Annotated in this window: 19 protein-coding genes and 1 pseudogene; 8 read left to right on the top strand and 12 right to left on the bottom strand. The window is 42.3% G+C overall.

Translation table 11 applies throughout. The features are described 5' to 3' along the window. Positions 1–2: 2 nt before the first annotated feature. The 6 genes from FTU42_RS04675 to FTU42_RS04650 all read left to right on the top strand — a co-directional run bounded on the left by FTU42_RS04675 (position 3) and on the right by FTU42_RS04650 (position 6,046). Positions 3–533 (top strand): gamma carbonic anhydrase family protein, encoded by a 531-nt coding sequence (locus tag FTU42_RS04675; protein ID WP_180072117.1) that lies wholly within the window; start codon positions 3–5, stop codon positions 531–533. Between the two features lie 979 nt (positions 534–1,512). Beyond that, the gene (locus FTU42_RS04670) at positions 1,513–1,998 is read left to right on the top strand and encodes an NUDIX hydrolase (protein WP_074382996.1); all 486 of its coding nucleotides are present in this window, start codon (positions 1,513–1,515) and stop codon (positions 1,996–1,998) included. 4 nt (positions 1,999–2,002) lie between these two features. Next, the gene (mnmA, locus tag FTU42_RS04665; protein WP_005096469.1) at positions 2,003–3,142 is read left to right on the top strand and encodes a tRNA 2-thiouridine(34) synthase MnmA; all 1,140 of its coding nucleotides are present in this window, start codon (positions 2,003–2,005) and stop codon (positions 3,140–3,142) included. A 7-nt stretch (positions 3,143–3,149) separates the two neighbouring features. Continuing rightward, on the top strand, positions 3,150–3,881 hold the full coding sequence (gene hflD / locus FTU42_RS04660; RefSeq protein ID WP_005096468.1) for a high frequency lysogenization protein HflD: 732 nt from the start codon (positions 3,150–3,152) through the stop codon (positions 3,879–3,881). A 54-nt stretch (positions 3,882–3,935) separates the two neighbouring features. Next, entirely contained in the window at positions 3,936–5,324 is a 1,389-nt protein-coding gene (gene purB / locus FTU42_RS04655; RefSeq protein WP_004730090.1) for an adenylosuccinate lyase, read from the top strand. 89 nt (positions 5,325–5,413) lie between these two features. Continuing rightward, positions 5,414–6,046, top strand: a complete 633-nt coding sequence (locus FTU42_RS04650) for a DUF2238 domain-containing protein (RefSeq protein WP_180075211.1) — start codon at positions 5,414–5,416, stop codon at positions 6,044–6,046. Between the two features lie 70 nt (positions 6,047–6,116). On the opposite strand, the gene FTU42_RS04645 is transcribed toward FTU42_RS04650, so the two are convergent. The 10 genes from FTU42_RS04645 to FTU42_RS04600 all read right to left on the bottom strand — a co-directional run bounded on the left by FTU42_RS04645 (position 6,117) and on the right by FTU42_RS04600 (position 16,900). Further along, positions 6,117–6,353 carry a hypothetical protein gene (locus FTU42_RS04645; protein WP_005096465.1) on the bottom strand — a complete coding sequence of 79 codons (237 nt, stop codon included), beginning with the start codon at positions 6,351–6,353 and terminating at the stop codon, positions 6,117–6,119. 27 nt (positions 6,354–6,380) lie between these two features. Beyond that, positions 6,381–6,842 (bottom strand): hypothetical protein, encoded by a 462-nt coding sequence (locus FTU42_RS04640; RefSeq protein ID WP_180075210.1) that lies wholly within the window; start codon positions 6,840–6,842, stop codon positions 6,381–6,383. Positions 6,843–6,951: 109 nt separating this feature from the next. Further along, entirely contained in the window at positions 6,952–7,914 is a 963-nt protein-coding gene (gene sohB / locus FTU42_RS04635) for a protease SohB (protein ID WP_100328738.1), read from the bottom strand. A gap of 71 nt (positions 7,915–7,985) precedes the next feature. Next, positions 7,986–8,639 (bottom strand): hypothetical protein, encoded by a 654-nt coding sequence (locus FTU42_RS04630; protein ID WP_257224478.1) that lies wholly within the window; start codon positions 8,637–8,639, stop codon positions 7,986–7,988. A gap of 86 nt (positions 8,640–8,725) precedes the next feature. Then, complete coding sequence (pstB, locus tag FTU42_RS04625; protein ID WP_005171697.1) at positions 8,726–9,640, bottom strand: phosphate ABC transporter ATP-binding protein PstB; 915 nt, start codon at positions 9,638–9,640, stop codon at positions 8,726–8,728. A 13-nt stretch (positions 9,641–9,653) separates the two neighbouring features. Next, positions 9,654–11,045, bottom strand: a complete 1,392-nt coding sequence (gene pstA / locus FTU42_RS04620; RefSeq protein ID WP_005096458.1) for a phosphate ABC transporter permease PstA — start codon at positions 11,043–11,045, stop codon at positions 9,654–9,656. Continuing rightward, positions 11,045–12,424 (bottom strand): phosphate ABC transporter permease subunit PstC, encoded by a 1,380-nt coding sequence (pstC, locus tag FTU42_RS04615; protein WP_074383000.1) that lies wholly within the window; start codon positions 12,422–12,424, stop codon positions 11,045–11,047. Before pstC ends, pstA begins: the two co-directional genes overlap by 1 nt. Before the next feature lie 104 nt (positions 12,425–12,528). Continuing rightward, positions 12,529–13,560 (bottom strand): substrate-binding domain-containing protein, encoded by a 1,032-nt coding sequence (locus FTU42_RS04610; protein WP_005171700.1) that lies wholly within the window; start codon positions 13,558–13,560, stop codon positions 12,529–12,531. A 430-nt stretch (positions 13,561–13,990) separates the two neighbouring features. Further along, complete coding sequence (locus FTU42_RS04605) at positions 13,991–15,523, bottom strand: aspartate aminotransferase family protein (protein ID WP_180075209.1); 1,533 nt, start codon at positions 15,521–15,523, stop codon at positions 13,991–13,993. Positions 15,524–15,526: 3 nt separating this feature from the next. Then, positions 15,527–16,900 carry a diaminobutyrate--2-oxoglutarate transaminase gene (locus FTU42_RS04600; protein WP_005096454.1) on the bottom strand — a complete coding sequence of 458 codons (1,374 nt, stop codon included), beginning with the start codon at positions 16,898–16,900 and terminating at the stop codon, positions 15,527–15,529. Positions 16,901–17,376: 476 nt separating this feature from the next. Between FTU42_RS04600 and FTU42_RS04595 the strand changes: the two genes are divergently transcribed. Both FTU42_RS04595 and FTU42_RS04590 read left to right on the top strand, forming a co-directional pair. Then, positions 17,377–18,081, top strand: a complete 705-nt coding sequence (locus FTU42_RS04595) for an SIMPL domain-containing protein (protein ID WP_005096452.1) — start codon at positions 17,377–17,379, stop codon at positions 18,079–18,081. A 164-nt stretch (positions 18,082–18,245) separates the two neighbouring features. Further along, positions 18,246–18,842 (top strand): phosphatase PAP2 family protein, encoded by a 597-nt coding sequence (locus FTU42_RS04590; RefSeq protein ID WP_005096450.1) that lies wholly within the window; start codon positions 18,246–18,248, stop codon positions 18,840–18,842. 1,665 nt (positions 18,843–20,507) lie between these two features. On the opposite strand, the pseudogene ssb reads toward FTU42_RS04590, so the two are convergent. Continuing rightward, positions 20,508–20,831, bottom strand: a pseudogene (gene ssb, locus FTU42_RS04585) (single-stranded DNA-binding protein); the annotation flags it as partial. 22 nt (positions 20,832–20,853) lie between these two features. Further along, complete coding sequence (locus FTU42_RS04580) at positions 20,854–21,078, bottom strand: hypothetical protein (RefSeq protein ID WP_180081614.1); 225 nt, start codon at positions 21,076–21,078, stop codon at positions 20,854–20,856. Positions 21,079–21,356: the final 278 nt, after the last annotated feature.

Below are 21,356 nucleotides of genomic sequence, written 5' to 3'. Positions count from 1 at the left end.
TTATGAGCCAAAATATTCGTTCTTATTTAGATATGACCCCACAGATTGATGCTTCCTGTTATGTCGATCCGATGGGAATTGTGGTCGGCGATGTGGTTTTGGCTGAAAATGTTTCGGTATGGCCTTTTGCCGTAATTCGGGGTGATGTGAATCATATTCGGATTGGTAAAAACTCAAATGTACAAGATCACTCGATGTTGCATGTCAGCCATAAGAAAGCCGATAAGCCTGAAGGTTCGCCTTTAATTATTGGTGAAGATGTCACCATTGGCCATCATGTCAAACTACATGGTTGTACCATTGGCAATCGTGTTTTGGTCGGTATTGGTACGATTATTCTGGATGATGTGATTGTTGAAGATGATGTAATGATTGGCGCGGGTTCGCTTGTTCCACCCAATAAGGTTCTAGAAAGCGGTTATTTGTATGTAGGTAGCCCGGTAAAGAAAGTACGTCCACTCACGGATAAAGAAAAAGAATTTTTACCGTATTCGGCACAAAATTATGTGAAGGTTTCGGGGAATTACAAATAAAATATAAAGTCAGATACAGAGTTTCTGTTTAAGCCGATGCTTTTATTCAATGTATCGACTTAAACAGAACAGAATTGATCAAATAGTCTGTTTAAAACTTTCTAAATGGATCAATATTTTTATTCTTGTACTCAAGAAAAGTAAGGGCTGCTGCTATAAAAAATAAACAAGCCACTCCCAAGAAAAAATTATCATGAACACTAACCCCCAAACCTACAAGCCCAACACCTATAAGTATAAGTAAACAAATTAAAAAGCGATAGAAATTTAACAGCATAAAAGTCTCGAATGAATATATTCAAAGCCGCTTATTAGGTAGCCACAAATCCCAATGTAAATCAGGAGAAAACAAATTACCTCAACATCACAAAAATTATACAATAAATATTAATTAATTAATATTTTTTATTAAAATCTCCGAAAAATAAGTATAATTTAAAAAAAATGTGTCCTAGTCGTTGTTTTTGTTTTTGTTTTTGTTTTTATATTATACTCAATAATATATTATTAAGTTTACATTCATAACGCTTAAAAAATATTCTATAATTTCATGGATTTGTTTTATGTTGAATTGTCTGAAATTATGCTTGATCAAAACAATCATTAGATACCCTAAAACAATAAAGATGTTAAGCTTTTCCTGTTTTTTACTTAAATCCGTTAAGAGCAACCTCTTTACATCTCTTGATCTTATGCGTTGATGTAGTGATTTTGAGCTAGATATTGCCCTGAAAACAGGCTTTTTATTGATAAATTTTTGCTTTAAATTCTCTGCTTTATAGTACACTTTTCAAGCTCATTCACTTTTTGATAAAAGAAAATCAAAACCTATCAATAGGACTTTTTCACATAGCAGGATTTGATTAAGCTTAAAACCTCCAATCCCGATGATTTAAACAATCAAAGAAATCCCCGCCCCTCATAGCCACACACCGCAAAATTTTATACAATAGTGCATCATTTTCCATGGTGCTGCTTTATGACCGCTTGGACTGCTCACGTCACTGTCGCGACCGTCATTGAAAAAGACGGAAAATTCCTGTTTGTAGAAGAACATACAGAAGGTGTGACACACACAGTATTTAATCAGCCAGCAGGTCATGTAGAATGCGGTGAAAGCATTGTCGAGGCTGCAATTCGCGAAACCATGGAAGAAACCGGACATACGGTTGAAGTAACCCATCTATTAGGGATGTATACCTACACCCCGCCGATGTTCCCGGATCGTACTTATTTCCGCTTCTGCTTTTTAGCCAAATCGATTGACTACGACCCAAATGCCACTTTAGATACAGACATTGTCGGTGCAGTCTGGATGAGCTTAGATGAACTGCAAGAGTCGGCTCGTGCGCGCAGCCCCTTGGTGATTAAAGCCATTCAAGATGCCCTGTCAGGTCAAAAATATCCTTTATCGCTCATTTACGAGCACCAAAACTCTCCCTTAATTTCAAATTTGGATGCCTAATCCTATGCAACAACGTGTCATCGTCGGAATGTCAGGTGGTGTAGATTCATCTGTTTCTGCTGCGCTTTTACTTCAACAAGGTTATCAGGTTGAAGGCCTTTTCATGAAAAACTGGGAAGAAGATGACGGCACAGAATATTGCACGGCGATGGATGACCTTGCCGATGCTCAGGCCGTCTGCGACAAAATCGGGATTAAACTGCATACCGCAAACTTTGCCATGGAATATTGGGATCGTGTATTCGAGCATTTTTTAGCAGAATATGCGGCTGGCCGTACCCCAAACCCAGACATTTTATGTAATAAAGAAATTAAATTCCGCGCTTTTCTAGATCATGCGGTGAACTTGGGTGCAGACTTTATTGCCACAGGTCATTACTGTCGTCGCGGTGCAACCATGACCAATTCACGCGGTGAAGAATACGCACCACTCTTACGTGGTGTTGATCAGAATAAGGATCAAACCTATTTCCTGCATGCCGTACATGGTCGTGAAATTAACAAGACATTATTCCCTGTCGGTGAAATTGAAAAGCCGCAAGTCCGCAAAATCGCTGAAGAATTAGATCTTGCTACGGCGAAGAAAAAAGACTCGACCGGGATCTGCTTTATTGGTGAGCGCCGATTTAATGACTTCTTGAAGCAATATTTACCGGCACAACCCGGAAAAATCGTGCTGGAAGACGGTAAAGAGGTTGGTGATCATCACGGCTTAATGTACTATACGCTCGGTCAACGCGGCGGCATCGGTATTGGCGGAATGAAAGGCGTCGCGGAAGGTGCCTGGTTCGTATTACATAAAGATATCGAAGGCAATCGTCTGGTGGTGGGTCAAGGCCATGAGCACCCACTGATGCAAAGCACCATGCTTTGGAGTGAAGCAATTGACTGGGTGGCCGGCGAGCAGGATATTCCTGAAACAGGTTTCCGTTGCACGGCCAAAACCCGTTACCGTCAGACTGATCAAGCCTGTACGGTGTACCAAGATTCAGAATCACCCAATGGTGTACGTGTGGAGTTTGATGAACCACAACGTGCAGTGACCCCAGGTCAAAGTGTGGTGTTTTATTCAGGTGAAGTTTGTTTAGGCGGTGGTGTGATTCATCATACCAATGCACCTAAACCTGATTTTATAAAAGGATGAATTCGGCATGACGGAGTTACCATTTCAACCAGCCACAACGTTGAATACTCGTCAAAATCGCGCTTTGGCGTTAGCGGGTGTGTTTCAGGCCACCCAGCTGACCCATATGACCGCATTGAGTGGTCAGCAAAGTATTGGTGAAAACGGTAACTTTTATTTTGAACAGTTGATTAAAGCCAGTCTCAATATTCGTCCCGGCAATAACGAAAATGCCCAGACCCTAGACTTTTTTAATCAACTGGCCGATATTTCCTTAGGCTTAAAAACATTAGAAAGCAGCATTATTCAACCCTTCAATACTTCACCAAAATCCAGAATTCCAAAACTTTCCAGCACCAAACTTCCAATGAGCTATGCCATGGCACTTCTTCAATTAGAAAAGAAGGTCTATAGCAATCCCAAATTTGTTGAAATTATTGAACAGTCCCAACAGAAAATTCTCAGACAGCTTTCCTTCTTCGATAACAATTACCTGCACCCCAGCATCATTGCCAATCTGGCTCAAACCTATGTCGATACTGCGGGATCAATCAATCCGCGCATCATGGTTCGTGGCAATGCCGAAGCCTTTAAAGATGCCGGACATACCAACCGCATCCGTGCTTCCCTCTTTACCGGTTTGCAAATGGCGCACCTGTGGCGTCAGCTTGGTGGCAGCTCCTGGGGCATGGTATTTGGCAAACGCAAGTTGCTAAAAGATATTCAGAATCTGGCGCGTTTACAGTTTCAGGTGGTTTAACTGATACTGCACGTGTTTCGTTTTACGTTTAATTCCAAAATCTAAGGAATCGATATGAACGCTTTAACTGCACTTTCTCCACTAGATGGACGTTACGCGAGCAAATGTGATGCTCTACGTCCCTTTCTTTCTGAGTTTGGTTTAATCCATGCTCGTGTGACTGTTGAAGTGCGTTGGTTACAGGCGCTTGCGAACCACCCGGAAATTACTGAAGTTCCGGCGTTTTCAGGCGAAACTAATGCAGCGCTTGATGCGATTGTAAGCAATTTCTCTGAAGATGATGCCAATCGCATCAAAGAGATCGAACGCACCACCAACCACGACGTTAAAGCGGTTGAATATTTCCTGAAAGAAAAAATTGCCAATATCGATGAATTGAAAAATGCCGGTGAATTCATTCACTTTGCATGTACTTCTGAAGATATTAACAACCTGTCACATGCCTTGATGCTGAAAAGCGGTCGTGATGTACTGGTTGCATCTATGCAGCAAATCATTGATTCAGTTGTTGCACTTTCTGAAAAGCATGCTGACCAGCCAATGTTGTCTCGTACGCATGGTCAAACTGCAAGCCCAACGACGTTGGGTAAAGAAATGGCGAACGTGGCTTACCGCCTTGCACGTCAAATCAAACAGTTCAAAAATGTTGAACTTCTAGGCAAAATCAATGGTGCAGTAGGTAACTACAATGCGCACTATTCTGCTTACCCAGACATCAACTGGCCGGCACATTCACAAGCATTTGTAGAATCTTTGGGTCTAGATTTCAACCCGTACACCACGCAAATCGAGCCACATGACTACATGGCTGAACTGTTTGATGCCCTGCGTCGTTTCAACACTATTCTGATCGATTTTAACCGTGATGTTTGGGGTTATATCTCGCTTGGTTTCTTCAAGCAAAAGCTAAAAGATGGCGAAGTCGGTTCTTCAACCATGCCGCATAAAGTAAACCCGATTGACTTCGAAAACTCTGAAGGTAACTTGGGTCTTGCCAATGCTGTACTTGCACACCTTGGGGAAAAACTGCCAATTTCTCGCTGGCAGCGTGACCTGACTGACTCTACTGTGCTGCGTAACATGGGTGTTGGTTTTGCACAAAGTTTAATTGCTTTCGAAGCATGTGCTAAAGGGATCGGCAAACTTGAACTCAATGCTGCACGTATCAATGAAGACCTGGACAATGCGCAAGAAGTATTGGCTGAACCAATTCAAACAGTAATGCGTCGTTACAACGTTGAAAAACCATACGAAAAATTAAAAGCCCTGACTCGTGGTCAGGCCATGACTCGCGACATGATGGTTGATTTCGTAAACGGTAACGAGTTAGAAGCGGTTCCAGCTGCTGATCGTGCACGTTTAGCTGAAATGACACCTGCATCTTATACAGGTAATGCTGCTGAACAGGCCAAACAAGTGGCTGAGTTGATTGCTAAAATCTAATTTAAAATAAGACCAAAAGGCGAAGCTCAGGCTTCGCCTTTTTATTTATAATGTATTTTATTCTAAAAACGATATTTCATCATAACGACATGATTGAGCAGCGACTTTCCGCCAAGCATTATGTAAGCCTGGGTATTTTAATTCTGGCGATTCTGCTTGCCAGTATTCGTCCTTTAGAAATGGAAGCTTATCTCTTGCATCAGGCCGGCACGGTTTTCATGATCAGCATGCTGCTGGTCTGTCTGTATAAAATTGGGCTGAATTTTTTAAGTTTTAATTTATATATCCTTTTCCTGTTTGTTCATGTGATTGCTGCACACTATCTGTATTCCTATGTGCCTTATAACCAGTGGATTGAGCAGATTTTTGGCTTTCATCTGAATGAAGTCATGCATTGGTCACGCAATATGTTTGACCGTTTTGTTCATCTGGCCTACGGATTACTCCTTTACCCCATTTTCTATCGCCTGTTTCACGTCTGGTTGCCGCAGCAAAAACCTGTGGTCATTTTCCTGCTGGTGATTCAGTTTGTGGTGGCCAGTAGCATGATCTATGAATGGCTGGAATGGTTGATCGCGATTGGCTTATCTCCCGAAGAAGCGGAGAACTATAATGGACAGCAAGGTGATAGCTGGGATGCGCATAAAGACATCTTGCTTGCCACATTAGGCGCGATATTTACGGGTAGTCTCATGCTCTTACAAAAAAGCCCACCGAAATGAGCTTTTAAAATCAAAATTTTATTGAATTAAGGTTTGTGATCAACTATTTCATTACATTCATATTTTTCACTTATGAAAGTGGGCAATATTGCATCCAGTCATCTTTCATTTTTTGCAATTCATTACCCGTCAACATTTCGCTGTAATAAATAAAATAGCTTGCATCAGGATATTGAATTTCATGTCTATACATCATCCCACGTAGAGAAATAGAAAATTCTTCTGGGAAATCATCCAAGTTCAATTCTTCAAACTCGTAATTAAAATAACAGTTTTGTGTTGCAAGATATGCTTCAGCTATAGCCATGTTTCTGCTCTAACAATAAAATATGCTTTATTTTATCCGATTAGCTGTAGGGATGTTTTGCATTTCAGTCGGTTCAATCCATTGAACAAACTTAGATTCTGACAAATGTGGATATTTGAACTTATCTAAATATTCAAAGCAGACCTTTTGAGCTTTCGGCATTTTCTCTAGATGCTGATCGAAGAGTAAATGGCGACTATATTGAGCACCATCAAAGCGAATAATCACACCTTCAAACTCCTTACCACCTCGAGTTTTATGCACCTGATAAGACTGCACCACACCACATGCCTTCGATGGAATAACAGGCGGATCATCTGGCTTTAACACAGCATATAGAATAAAGAGACATGTGCCCGGAATAAAACCCAGCCAAAATAAAATTTTTTTTCGATCTTCATTTTGTAACTTTGCTTCAGCGTACAATGCACATGCTATCGGACAGATCGCAATAGTCAGAAAACCTAAAACAAGAATAAGGGTGAGCATGCCAGTAAAAGACGCATTGAATTAGATCTTTTATAGCATACTAACAATAACTTAAGGCATAAAAAAGCTCACCGGAGTGAGCTTTAATACATATTCAATTTTAACTGAATTAGAGTTTAGGATCGCGCATTTGTACCAGATTTGCATTGGCTTTGCTTAAGCCTTCCATGACCTTATTCATTACGGTTGGAATCAATGAATCCGCAATTTGCGCTGCCTGTAAACCCAGCTTTTCACCCAAGGTTGGTTTCTTGCGGGTCTGGATCGAATAAACATCATGTTGCGTCAGCAAGTGCAGTAAATATTCATCTGAAGTTTGCAGTTTATCTACCAGATTTAAATCCAGTGCATCACGACCATACCAATGCTCACCGGTTGCCACTTTTTCCACATTCAGCTGCGGACGGTATTTTTCTACAAAATGTTTGAACAAGGCATGCGTTTGCTGTAACTCTTCTTCAAACTTGGCCTTCCCTTCTTCGGTGTTTTCACCAAACATGGTCACGGTACGTTTGTACTGACCTGCGGTATAGAGTTCAAAGTCGATTTTATTGTCTTTCAGCAGACGGTTAAAGTTAGGCACTTGAGCCACCACCCCAATCGAACCGACAATCGCAAATGGTGCAGACACAACTTCATTTGCGATACACGCCATCATATAACCGCCACTGGCCGCTACTTTATCGACACAGATGGTCAAGTGAAAACCGGCATCACGTAAACGTACCAGTTGAGCAGCGGCCAGACCATAGCCATGCACCATACCACCCGGGCTTTCTAAACGCACCACAACACGGTCACGGCCCGCTTTAGCCGTGGATAAAATCAGGGTAATTTCTTCACGTAAACTTTCGACCGCAGAAGCGGCCATATCGCCTTTAAAGTCCAAGACATAGATTTTTTGATTGGTTTTCTTGCGTGCACGTGCTTCTTTTGACAGCTGTTGTGACAACTGCAAAAGCTCCAGTTTAGAGCCAGTCGTTTGCGCTATTTTTTTTCGTTGTTCATTGATACGCGCATTTAAATGACTGACACGGATTTCAGCGGGCAGTTTCGGACTATGAAATAACATAAAAAATCTATTCTCTATTTAATTCGGCTTATATCCTTAGATTAGGTCAATTCTGATTTTTTCAACAGCATTTATTGATCTTGTTGCCAAGCATGTCCACGACGGATCAATAATTTATATTGATTCATAATTTCATGGATCGCGAACAAACGAAAATACCAAATAAATAAAAGTGTATAGATTACAGCTATAATCAAAGCATTCATTGGCCACCAGGTTAATATAATAAAACCTCGATGACTTGTCCCCGAAGGGGTCATCAATGAATATACCGCAATAAAAAAAATGATCGTAATAAGCACAAAGAAGTATTCACCAAAACGCGTATGCATTAATGGTTTCTTGCCCTTCTCTTGTACTTTTAGATAACGATGAAATTTAAATTGAGCATGTGCTGTAATATAAACACGCCATTTTTGTTTAACTTCAATATTATATTTTTGATGCTTTAACATATAAAAAATCACAAAGCCCAAGAAAGTATTCACGATCACAAACACGTCATAGAGCCAACGATGATAGTTGGTCATTCCCTGACTTTGTGAAGTAATGAACAAGCCTTCATAAGGGACAATCAAGGCTAATATGATACTGAACAGCACCATCACTAAATCAAAATATTGATGCATATAAGCCGTTCCAAAAAGCACATAGAACATATCTTTCATCGCGATTTGCGTCAGTTTAGCTTTTTCTTTAAATTCAAGGGTCTGTTGCATTGTCATTATAAATTTTAAAAAACTTATAGAACATAACAAAAAAAAACAGAATCCTAAGATTCTGTTTTAAAAGATTTATTTTTAAAATCGTATTAACCAAAACGCCCTGTAATATAAGCTTCAGTCAATTGATGATCTGGTTGGGTAAAGACTTTTTCGGTCGCATTCACCTCAATTAAATCACCCAGATGGAAATACGCAGTACGGTCAGATACACGCGCTGCCTGTTGCATGGAGTGGGTTACAATCGCAATGGTATATTGAGTTGAAAGCTCAGAAATCAGCTCTTCTACTTTTGCTGTTGCAATTGGATCCAGCGCAGAACATGGTTCATCCATCAGAATCACTTCAGGCGAAACTGCGATGGTACGCGCGATACATAAACGTTGCTGCTGACCACCTGACAAACCTGTTCCCGGCTGATTCAAACGGTCTTTTACTTCTTCCCACAAACCGGCTTTACGCAAACTGCCTTCGACAATTTCTTCAAGATCGTATTTATCACGTGCAAGACCATGTAATTTCGGGCCGTAAGAAACGTTGTCAAAAATAGACTTTGGAAATGGGTTGGGCTTCTGAAATACCATACCGACTTGAGCACGTAGCAAGACCACATCCAGGTTTGGATCATAAATGTCCTGATTGTCCAGCATGACTTTACCGGTCACACGACAACTGTCAATGGTGTCATTCATGCGGTTTAGGGTACGCAGAAAGGTTGACTTACCACAGCCTGATGGCCCAATAAAAGCAATCACTTCATTTTCATAAATGTTCAGGTCAATGCCTTTAATCGCTTCCGCTTCACCATAGTACACATGCACATCAGATGTACTCAGTTTCACATTTGTCGACTTTTCATCTTTTTTGCTGCTACTTTGCGTATCGAATTGGGAGACAAACGATGTTGCTGGCTTTTGTGTAGCCTCATCATTAGTGAATTGTGTCTGTTGTGGATTCACGGATTGATCCTTTTTTAAGGAGTTTTGAATAACAGTTGTGTTCATGATTCTGCCCCTATTACCAACGGACTTCAAACTTTTTACGTAACCAGATGGCCAGACTGTTCAAGCTGATCATCATGGCCAGAAGTACAATAATTGCTGCTGCGGTACGTCCTTCAAAGAAGTTACGTAACTCATTGCCCTGCCATAAGAAAATCTGCACAGGTAACGCTGTAGACTGATCAAATGGTGTGGCTGGAACGCTGGCAACGAAAGCACTCATCCCGATTAATAACAATGGTGCAGTTTCCCCTAATGCTTGCGCGACCCCGATAATGGCACCGGTTAAAATACCCGGCAAAGCCAATGGCAAGACATGATGGAAAACCGTTTGCAGTCGTGAAGCACCCAAGCCCAACGCTGCCTGACGAATCGAAGGTGGAACCGCTTTAAGCGATGCACGTGTAGTGATGATGACAGTTGGCAAAGTCATCAGACTCAGCACCAGACCACCGACCAGAGGGGCCGATAGCGGTAAATGCATCCAGCCAATAAAGATCGCGGCACCCAGCAAACCAAACACAATCGATGGCACTGCTGCCAGGTTGTTGATGTTGACTTCGACAATATCGGTAATCCAGTTTTTCGGCGCAAACTCTTCCAGATAGATCGCAGATGCCACCCCAATTGGAATCGAGATAAAGATCACGATCATCATCATGAACAGTGAGCCCATGAAAGCGCCTGCCAGACCTGACGTTGCCGGTGAACTACGCGAGTCAGGGCTGGTAAAAATATTAGTATTGAAACTGTTTTCGATTACACCTGAGGCTTTCATCTCGTCCGCCACCTGGCGTACTTCAGGACTGAGTTGTTGCTGTTCTGCTGGTAACGAACGATCAATATTACCCGCCAGCCAGACATCGACATTGGCATCTGCCAGAATTTTAACCTCTGTGCTTTGACCGACCAGACTTGGATCATTCATGACCATGTCACGTAAGCGATAAGCCTCAGAACTGGTATATAAATAACCCAGTTCATCACGCTGACTTTCCAGCTTGCTGTCTCTGGCGATCATGCCGTTGATGATCAGTGCATCCCAGTCCACCATGCCGACATCCATTTGCCAGGCAATCATACGCTCTTCAAACTGCGCCGGAGACTCTCCCGCAGCTGGCTTGGGTTTTGGACCAATCTCTACAATGGCCGGATCGAAATGAATCGGCAAACTCATGCTGCTTTGCCAGAAGGCAGGCAAACCTTTGGATAAAATACTGCCGAAGAGCAATACCACAAAGAACAGACCGGCCAATACCGCAGAGAAACCAAATAGACGGAATGTTTTTTCTTTACGATGACGTCGCCCCAAAGAGCTTTGAATGGTCTTCTTACGCTTTTCACGCAGCTCGGCAGCGACGGATGGATCAACACGCTGATCCACAGGCGTTGTATTTGAAGTACTCATTAGTCGTATTGCTCACGATATTTACGCACGATGATCAGTGCAACAATGTTCAAACCTAGGGTAATCACAAATAAGGTCAGTCCCAGGGCAAAGGCCACCAGTGCTTGCGGACTGGCAAAGTCGGTATCACCTGTTAATTGATTGACGATGGTAATGGTGACCGTAGATACGGCTTCAAGTGGATTGGCATGCAGCTGCGGACTGTTCCCCGCTGCAAGTACCACGATCATGGTTTCACCAATCGCACGGGATGCTGCCAACAGGAAAGCACCAATAATACCCGGCAAAGCTGCAGGTAAAACCACCTGACGGATCGTTTCAGATTTGGTTGCACCTAGCCCCAGAGAACCATCACGTAAGGCACGTGGCACCTGGGTAATAATGTCATCGGATAGAGAAGATACGAATGGAATAATCATGATGCCCATCACCAGACCCGCGGTCAGCGCACTGGTGGCATTAATTTCGAGTCCGACCATGGCACCCATGGCTTTAAGAAATGGACCGATGATCATCAAGGCAAAGACACCATAAACAATCGTAGGAATACCCGCCAACACTTCAATGGTCGGTTTTGCCCAAGAGCGGAAGCGCGGTGATGCATATTCTGCCAGATAGATCGCAATCATCAGACCGACCGGTACCGCGACCAAAAGTGCGATCGCACTGACCATGAGCGTACCCCACAGCAGTGGCAATAAACCGTAACTGCCCTCGGCACTGCCAGAAGTGCTAAACCCCGGGTTCCATTCGGTACCAAAGAAGAAATCCAGTGGACTGACGAAGCTGAAGAAGCGCATCGCCTCACCAAACATCGACATGACAATCCCGAGCGTGGTCAGAATTGCCACGCCCGAACACAATGCCAAGCCGATATTCATCATTTTCTCGACTTGGTTACGTGCGCGGAATTCCTGGCTAATACGTTTTTTGGCCCAGACCAGACCTGCCAGTGCAGCCGAAATCACCACTGCCAACTTGGCAAAAGTCCCAATGGTCGAAAATTTAGCTAACTGTTCTGCTGCGGCCAGTTCATAGGCTGCAGGTGTATCACTGACACCGAAACCTGAGGCAAGTGCCTGAACACGATCAACAACAACGCCCAGACTCGCCGGATCCAGATTGGCCGAAATATCCTGCGGCAAATGGTTGAGTACCACTTGCTCCAGAAAACTTGGCTCAACCATATTCCAAACAATCAAAATTAAAAACGCAGGGATACCACACCACAGTGCCACCAGTGCACCATAATATCCGGGACGCGAGTGTAAGTTTGCAGAATTGCTTCCCTTACCTGCTAAGTTACGGCTTTTACTTAATCCGATTTGATAGGCTATGGCCATAATGGCCAATAACACACCTATAAGTAGCAGATTCATGTATTCTCCACTGTTTTCTCAATTTTCATGGTTTGAAAAAACTTGTTTATCGCAAAAAGCCGATGGTAGGTTGACCCTACCACCAGCGATTTCAAAATCATCGATTATTTTACAATGACCGCTTTACCAGCCTTGAAATTTGCCAGGACTGCTGCGCGTTCTTTATCAGACATTGAAATCAGACCTGCTTTTTCCAGCTTAGAGCCCTTACCTGATACCTTCTTGTTCAGGAAGTATTCAGTGAACTGTGGTAAGCCTTTGATCGATTTCAAGTGTTCGCCTTTCACGTAGAAGAACAATGGACGTGATACCGGATAAGCACCATTCAAAATCGTTTTTTCAGAAGGTGCTACATTGTTCACAGTTGCAACACGTAAGCGGTCACGGTTCTGGTCATAGAAGCCCAGACCAAACACCCCGACTGCACTTGGAGAAGTTTTCAAACGTGCCAGTGTTTCGGTATAGTCGCCTGCAATTTCAACTACACGGCCATCTTTACGGAATGTGGTACAGGCTTTTTTCTTGGCATCTTTGTCTAGAGACTTAATTGCAGCATACGATTCACAACCTGCATCCACCATTTTCTCCTGGAACACTTCGCGCGTGCCATGATTCGAAGCAGGAATCACCAGCGTGATCGGCTCATTCGGAAGTGCTTTGTCAATTTGGTTCCAGCGTGTATACGGATTGGCGACCATTTTGCCATTTGATGGAAGTTGTGCAGCAAGTGCAGCAAAGACATGCTGTGGACGCAACTTATAAGCCGCTTTATTGGCATTTGAAGCAAATACGATACCGTCATAACCGATTTTGATTTCTAATACTTGGTTAACGCCGTTCTTTTTACATTCAGCCAGCTCGGTAGATTTGATTTGACGCGAAGAATTCGCGATATCAATGGTGTTATCACCCACGCCATTACAGAACTGCTTCAAACCGCCTGACGAACCGCCAGAACCGACAACTGGTGTTTTAAACTGTGGAAAAGTATTACCGAATTCTTCCGCCACGATACTGGCATATGGAAGTACAGTTGAAGAACCTGCAATTTGAATCGTGTCACGAGCTGCATGTGCAGTCGTTACAGCAGCTGCCCCTGTTAATGCTAATGCTAAAGCTATATTTGTAAAGCGCATTCTAGTATCTCTCTCATTTATACAATTTGGAGTACGCCACTTTTTATTCAGTTTTGTACTTCTTTCGATACCTGCATTTTGATTTTAGAATATGACAGATAAGTTACAGCTTTATTACGATTTAGTGATTTTTAATCTAGCAGTTTTTTCTTGATTAAATTTTTATGGATTTCAATGATTAAGTTCTTTTTGTCATTCACTTCAATAAAAAATTTTAGACCAATGACATGTAACAATTTTTATAAACCTGAACTCAGGATAAATCCTGCTCCCTAGCGTTACATAATTAGATGACGATTTTATAACAGCTTAAAATAAGTACATATACTCGGTATTTTTCTGATGAATCTACCTATAGAATTGATCATTCTATGACTCAAAAATAAAAAAAGGAGATCATTTCGATCTCCTTTTTTCACACCACCATCACTTATGCAATGGGTGGCGTATAAGTACCATCAGCAATTGAATCTTTGATACGATCCGCTTCTGCAAGCACCAGTGCCAGCAAGTTCTTCACGTTATCCAGCGTTGCAACCGGGCTTAAAGTCGTCATTTTCAAGGATTGAACCTGAGCGACTTTCGTCACACCAATATTCGCTTCACCACGTGCAAACAGCTCATCTGCCACGTTCTGGTTCAGTGTATCTAAAAGTTCAACCGGATAGCCCGCTGGAACCACACGGAACAGCACAGAAGCGAATTGTGGCTCAAGCAGAAGCTCCAGACCGTCAGTCACTTTAATATAATCTGCCACATCACGCGTCAAACCAACACCGTGATCGATCATCGAACCATAAAGCTCTTCACCTAATGCTTCCACCGTCATCCACAATTTCAAGGCATCAAAACGACGCGTGGTTTGTAGTGACTTCGATACCAGGTTCGGCACACCATGTTCTTCATCATAGGCAGAGTTCAAGTACTCCGCTTCATAATGCATGAAACGATAGTTTGCTTCGTCTTTCAGCAAGAACGCGCCACACGAAATGGTCTGGAAATAATGCTTATGGAAATCGAGCGTAATCGAATCAGACAGCTCGATACCATCTAACATATCGCGATGATCGTTAGACAGAATTAAAGCACCACCCCAAGCTGCATCGATGTGCATCCACGCGCCATATTGGTTGGTGATTTCACGGACTTTCTTCAGTGGATCGATTGCACCTGCATCGGTTGTACCCGCAGTTGCCACCACACATGCCACGATTTTGCCTTCGTTTTGAAGGTGCGCCATGGTTTTTTCCAGTGCGTCCATGTCCATGCGCGCATTTTCGTCCACAGGAACGGTCACCACTGACTGGAAACCCATGCCCATCATCGCCATGTTCTTTTGCACAGAGAAATGTGCATTTTCAGAACAGATGACTTTGACATTACGCATCGCATCCGCAGGAATACCATCACGCTGAACCGACCACGGCTTACCGTTTTCGTCTTTCCAGTTTTTCGCGATGCAAGCATCACGTGCCAGCAGTACGCCCATCAGGTTAGACTGTGTACCACCAGAGGTGAATACGCCTGCCTGACCTGCACCATAACCTACTTTTTGACGTAACCAGTCGATTAACTGAACTTCCATCAGTGAACCGGCCGGGCTTTGATCCCATGAGTCCATTGACTGGTTGGTTGCGTTAATCAGCACTTCCGCAATCTGACTGGTCACCATGGTTGGGCAGTGAAGATGCGCAAGTGAATGCGGATGATGTACTTTTAAGCTCTTGTTGAGGAATAACTCAACCATACGCTCTAAAGATTTCTCTACACCCAACCCCTGTTTAGAAGGATTAAACGTAATCGCGCTGCGCAGCTCGTTAATGCTGCCACCCGTGTACATTTTGTCATTTTGCAACCATGCTGCAACCGCTTTGGTCGCTTGATCCATGGCTGACTGGTAGTCAGCGATGGATGCAGCATCATTACAAAGTAAAGCTTTACGATGTTCTGCAAAATCTACCATGAATTATGCGCCTCGAACTGCAACAAGAGCTTCAGCAACTGCTTTCTTAAAGCGAGCAATCACTTCAACACATTCGTCATGCGTGATGATCAATGGGCAAAGTAAACGAATTACCGTACCGTTACGACCACCTTTCTCAAGCAATAATTTATTGTTGAAACACGCCGTCTGGATCGCTGCTGCCAATTGACCATCAGCAGGTAAAGAACCCATGTGATCTGCCTTTTGGCGCTCGTCCACAATTTCAACACCAATCATCAAACCGCGACCGCGCACGTTACCAATACATGGGAATTCGGCAGCTAATTTTTTAATCTCAGCTTGCAGGAAATCACCGCGTTCTTGGGCATTTTGCGCCAGGTTTTGTTCTTTAATGGTATTGATCGTTGCAAGACCTGTACCCATTGCCAACTGGTTACCACGGAACGTACCGGTATGACCTGCTGGCTGCCAAGCATCAAACTTACGTTTAATACCGAGTACTGCGAGCGGCAAGCTACCACCAACAGCTTTAGACATCACCACCACATCAGGTTCGATGCCCGCATGTTCAAAGGCAAACATTTTACCTGAACGTGCAAAGCCCGCTTGAACTTCATCAAGAATCAACACGATGTTGTGCTTTTCAGTCACTTCACGGATTTTCTTCAACCATTTCACAGGTGCAGTTACCACACCGCCTTCCCCTTGAATTGCTTCAAGAATCACAGCTGCCGGTTTAGTCACGCCGCTTTCTACATCTTCAATGAAGTTTTCAAAGAAATACGTTAAAGCGTCAACACCCGCTTCACCACCAAGACCCAATGGGCAACGGTATTCATGCGGATACGGCATGAATTGAACGCCTGGCATCAAACCGTTAACTGCGTTTTTCGCAGACAGGTTACCGGTCATGGCCAATGCACCATGCGTCATACCGTGATAGCCACCAGAGAAGCTGATCACCGAGCTACGACCGGTAAAGGTTTTCGCAAGTTTGATGGCTGCTTCTGTTGCATCTGCACCGGATGGGCCACAGAACTGCAAGCAGTATTCTTCTTGACCACCTGGAAGATAAGAAAGAAGTGCTTCAGTAAAAGCATCTTTTAAAGGCGTAGTTAAATCCAGTGTATGCAATGGCAAGCCGCTTGCAATTGTATCCTGGATACTTTGAATGACTGCAGGATGATTATGGCCCAATGCCAACGTCCCTGCCCCAGCTAAACAATCAAGGTACTCAGTACCTTCAACATCGGTAACCCAGCAACCTTGTGCTTTCGCTATCGCTAACGGTAATTTACGTGGATAACTACGCACATTCGATTCCATCTGACTTTGGCGAGTCAAGTAGTATTCGTTTGTGGAATTGGTGGCAGGGTTTACAGAAGTAACGCTCATATCGAATTACCATCTCTGATATGGGTGAAAGAAATAAGTCTGGTGACGTTTGGTCCTTTGACTCGGCGCTTTATAAAGAGGTTCTAGCTAGCAGTTTGTATTTAAATAACTAGGAGGCGGATGATACCGAATTTTTCAGGAAAATAAACAACTTTCAGTCGCATTTTGTCCTAATCTTTATCGAAAAAAAACATCACACCAACCTATAACCTGAATGATCATCTTACAGTGTGACAGCAGAAAGAAAAGCGGGTTCTTTTATGCTTTTTTGTAGCACAGCTAACATTCAGGCAAAAAAGCTTAAAATCCACCATTAAGCACTTAATTATTAACGATAAACATAAATCAAGTAAGAGTGTAAAATGAAAGAAAATTTAACACTCTTACCACAAATATTTCGTAAAAAGATCACAATTGAGATTTAATATTTTAACAACGGCTTAGATGGCCAATTTTAAGAAAAACAGGACAATTTCATGCGTCTCTTAGCACTTACCAGTTTTATCCTTGCATCTACCTTGGCCACAGGCGCATTTGCAGCTCCGGCTGAATCGCTGAATTACAATGTTGTGAATCTTTCAGCAGAGGCCAGTCGTGAAATCTCAAATGATGAAATGCATGCCGTGCTTTATATTGAAAAATCCAACAAACAGCCAGCTGAATTGGCTACACAAATTAACCAGCTAATGAATCAGGCCATTACCACAGCGCGCAAATATCCAACTGTGAAAATCGAGACGGGCGCACAAAGCACTTACCCTATTTATGACAATGATAACCGCAAATTGAAAGAATGGCGTGGACGTGCCCAGATTCGTCTGGAATCGAAAGATTTTAAAGCAGCGTCTCAACTGATTGCTGAATTACAACAGCACTTCCAGACCCAGTCGATTAACTTCAAAGTTTCAGACGAAAAGCGCAAAAAAGTCGAAAATGAGCTGATGATTGAAGCCTCTAAAAACTTCCAGCAACGCGCACAGGCACTGACTCAAGCCTGGAACAAACCGAGTTATCAACTGGTAAACTTAAATCTGAATACCAATAACTATTCACCACAACCTGTACCGCGTATGGCCATGATGAAAGCTGCATCGGCGGATATGGCTGTTCCAGAGCAGGAAGTTGCTGCGGGTGAATCGCAAATGACGGTGAGTGCCAATGGTGCGATTCAGTTTAAATAAGATTTCATCATATTATTCGGATTTTTAAGAACCACCCTTTTGGGTGGTTTTCTATCATTTGAATATTCTTTAATAATCAAGGCTACAAATTCATACAAACTCAGGTAGGAATTGAGGTTTGACCGGTTTAGAGTAACGGACATTTGTACCAATCCTCTCTGCTCATGTCTCTTGACCAACTGAATCTTTACCTGTTTCATATCCTAAATGTACCTGAACACGCCTCGATCTGGATGATCCAATATGCCTCCCTGATTGCGCATGATCTGGTTTATCTCTTTCTGCTGATTTTTGCTATTGCCTGGTTCCGTGGCAGTTATGAAGTAAAAACTGGCATTATCAAGGCATTTATTTTTACAGCAATTACCTTGTCGATCAGCGAGGTATTGTCCGCGATCCTGAATACCCCACGTCCGTTTGTAATAGATATTGGTCGCACCCTGATCGAACATGCACCTACAGGTTCTTTTCCCAGCAATCATATGAGTATTTTTAGTGGGATTGCCCTATCTTGTTATTTTTCATCACAACGTGATTTGGGAAGAATTCTAATCTGGACAGCTTGGCTAGTAGCTTGGTCACGTGTTTATGTCGGTGTGCATTTTCCGATGGATATGCTGGGTGCATTCCTGATTGCAATAACAGTAAATTTAGCTGGATTACCATTGTGGTGGAAATATCAGGATAAACTCATGCAGTTTATTTTAACTATTCATCAGTCACTGTTTGCGCCATTAATCCGGATGGGCTGGATTAAATAAATCGCATTAAGATGTCATAAAAAATCCCGCTCGAAAGCGGGATTTTTTATGATTGAAATTTAAATCTGAATGACTTAGTAAATCGCCATATGATTGCGATATATAAAGTGTATAACTAACTGTTTTAATTATAGTATTTTACAAGGTAAAAATATTTAACCTCCCATTTAACCTCCAATCGTGTTCTGTACCCCCTATTTTTGAGCAATAAATTATTTTTTTCGCTTCCTCTTTTTGGTGGAGCGAAATAGAGTATTTAAAGCTGCTCCTCTATTTAGTGGCTCAGGTAGCCCGATATTTTGAGCATATTGACTGAGTGACTTTAAGTAGCTCAGTTACTCACTAACCATCTTTGAGCTGGTCAGTAGAATTTCAGATTTTAAATCCGCATTTCAAATGTCGAATTAAGTTAGCCGTCCAAGTGGCTGATTAAGTAGCTCGGTCGCGTTTCAAATGTGAGCAAGTTATAAAAATCACAAAATACTTTCGATTGTAGATACGTGCATCCAGGCGCGTGTGCATTGCCGAAGTTGAGGATTTTAGATGGTGGGGGGACATTCTATCTTCAAGGCATTCGTAGCAGTGAACCGCTCCAATAATCACGCTGTAATTCTATTGGGATTTTGAGCCTTAAAACCACATTTCCGCCCATCCCTCGCGCGCGCGCGCGTATTTGTTCCGAAACACAACGCAATTTTGCGCCGTCATAATATTGAACCTAATAAAACCTAATATTCAAAGATGCAATGTTGTTGACATTCAAACGCTTTGAACCTGACAAAACTTGACATTCAAAATACTGAATTGAACAGTCACCGAATACCAAGCCCACTAAGATAAACAACAAGCATTTGTAGCCGTTCCTGTTCTCTTTTTTCCAGTTCCCTTACGAGTGCAGCAAATGTTCTACAGTGCATGTTCTTCGGCTTTTGATAGATAGGCCAATCTCTAACGTCTTGTGACCATTGCAAGCGACTCCTTAGCCGTCTGACGCGTAGTAGAGGTATATCTGACTTATTCCATTGTTGTGATATGTAGTTGAGTTGCTGGCATTGTCTGCAAGCGTACGTACTGCATCTAAAATATAGTTTGGTACAGCGTTTACCGCATGAGCATAAAAACCAAAATCTTACACCGCCGTAGTTGCAAGGTGAATGAGTTAAGCCCAGGTTAAAACTACCGTAGTCGTTGCTTGCGGTGATGCTGATATTTTTATACTTTTTCAGGTGGTCAGCACTGAATAAACTTTTTAGATTAAGCTGCTTAATGCTTATAAAGCTGTAATTTTCCACGCTACCTTTTGACATAAAGCACACTAATTTCCCTAATTATTTAGGCTCTAAAATAATGATATTGATTGTATCTGCTTTAACATTATTTTAACTTTTTAACTCAAACAGGATTTTTTTTGCTGGTGCGGTTTGGAGTGGTCTCCGCTTTGGGTCAATCCATAAGTTATGAACTCCCCCCATCAGCACTTGCACTCTATAAAAATAGGGCATGTAATCAATCAATTTCTTCAATTTGCGAAACAATCCTATGAAAGAAATGATTTTGCGAAACAAACCCTATGAAAGAGATACTTTTGATCTAATTAGACTGTGCCGATCTAATCGAATCTAAGGCATAAAAAAAGCTCCCCATATTTAGGGAGCTATTCGATTAAAGCAATTGCAGCTCATCGGCTCGAATCTCGGTTACTTCCCGATCCGCTCCTTTATTGTCTTTCCACTTCCGTGTACGCAAGCTGCCCTCGACATAAACCTTTCCGCCTTTCTTGAGGTACTTACTAGCAATCTCGGCTAAACGGTTGTTAGTGGTGATTCTGTGCCATTCTGTAGCCTCTTTGCGCTCTCCAGTGGTCTTGTCTTTCCAAAACTCGGATGTTGCAACGCTGAATGTCGTAACGCTGCCACCGTTGGGAAATTGCTTTGTTTCAGGGTCACGGCCTAGAACGCCCATTACAGTTACTCTATTTAAATTTGGCATTGGTTTAAATCCTTATTCAAAATTACTTAGCTGGCTGCCAGTGGGTCACACCTAAATCCATTAACATTTCTTCATCACCATCAAGAAATTCATTATTGATATGGGTGAAATGCCCTTCTTCATCTTTTCCCATCGTAAAAACTTTAGAAAATAAAGGAGGCGTTTTATCTTTAATGGATTGCCAGTTATTCGCGTCATATCCATATCGCTGTTCAACAAGGGTCATGAATTGCTTTTTGGTCATCATGTGTCAGCATCCTATATGTGTATTTTTTACTGTGACAAGTGTGACAACTGTGACATGAATATTTAAACCTATGATTTATATTAATTTAAGGATAAAAAATATGTCACAATCACAGAATATTAAAGCTAATTTAAATTGTGACACTGTGACAAGAAAGTGTGACAAGCTGCCTAAATCCAAATCTATGTCACACCTGTCACAGTCATGTCACACTACAAAAAATAGCTTATAATCAAAACTGTGACACAATAAAGTATATATATAACAATAATTTAATT

This window comes from Acinetobacter sp. YH12102 (genome assembly GCF_013419125.1).
Lineage (GTDB): Bacteria > Pseudomonadota > Gammaproteobacteria > Pseudomonadales > Moraxellaceae > Acinetobacter > Acinetobacter pseudolwoffii.
This window is presented reverse-complemented; position numbering and strand designations above follow the sequence as displayed.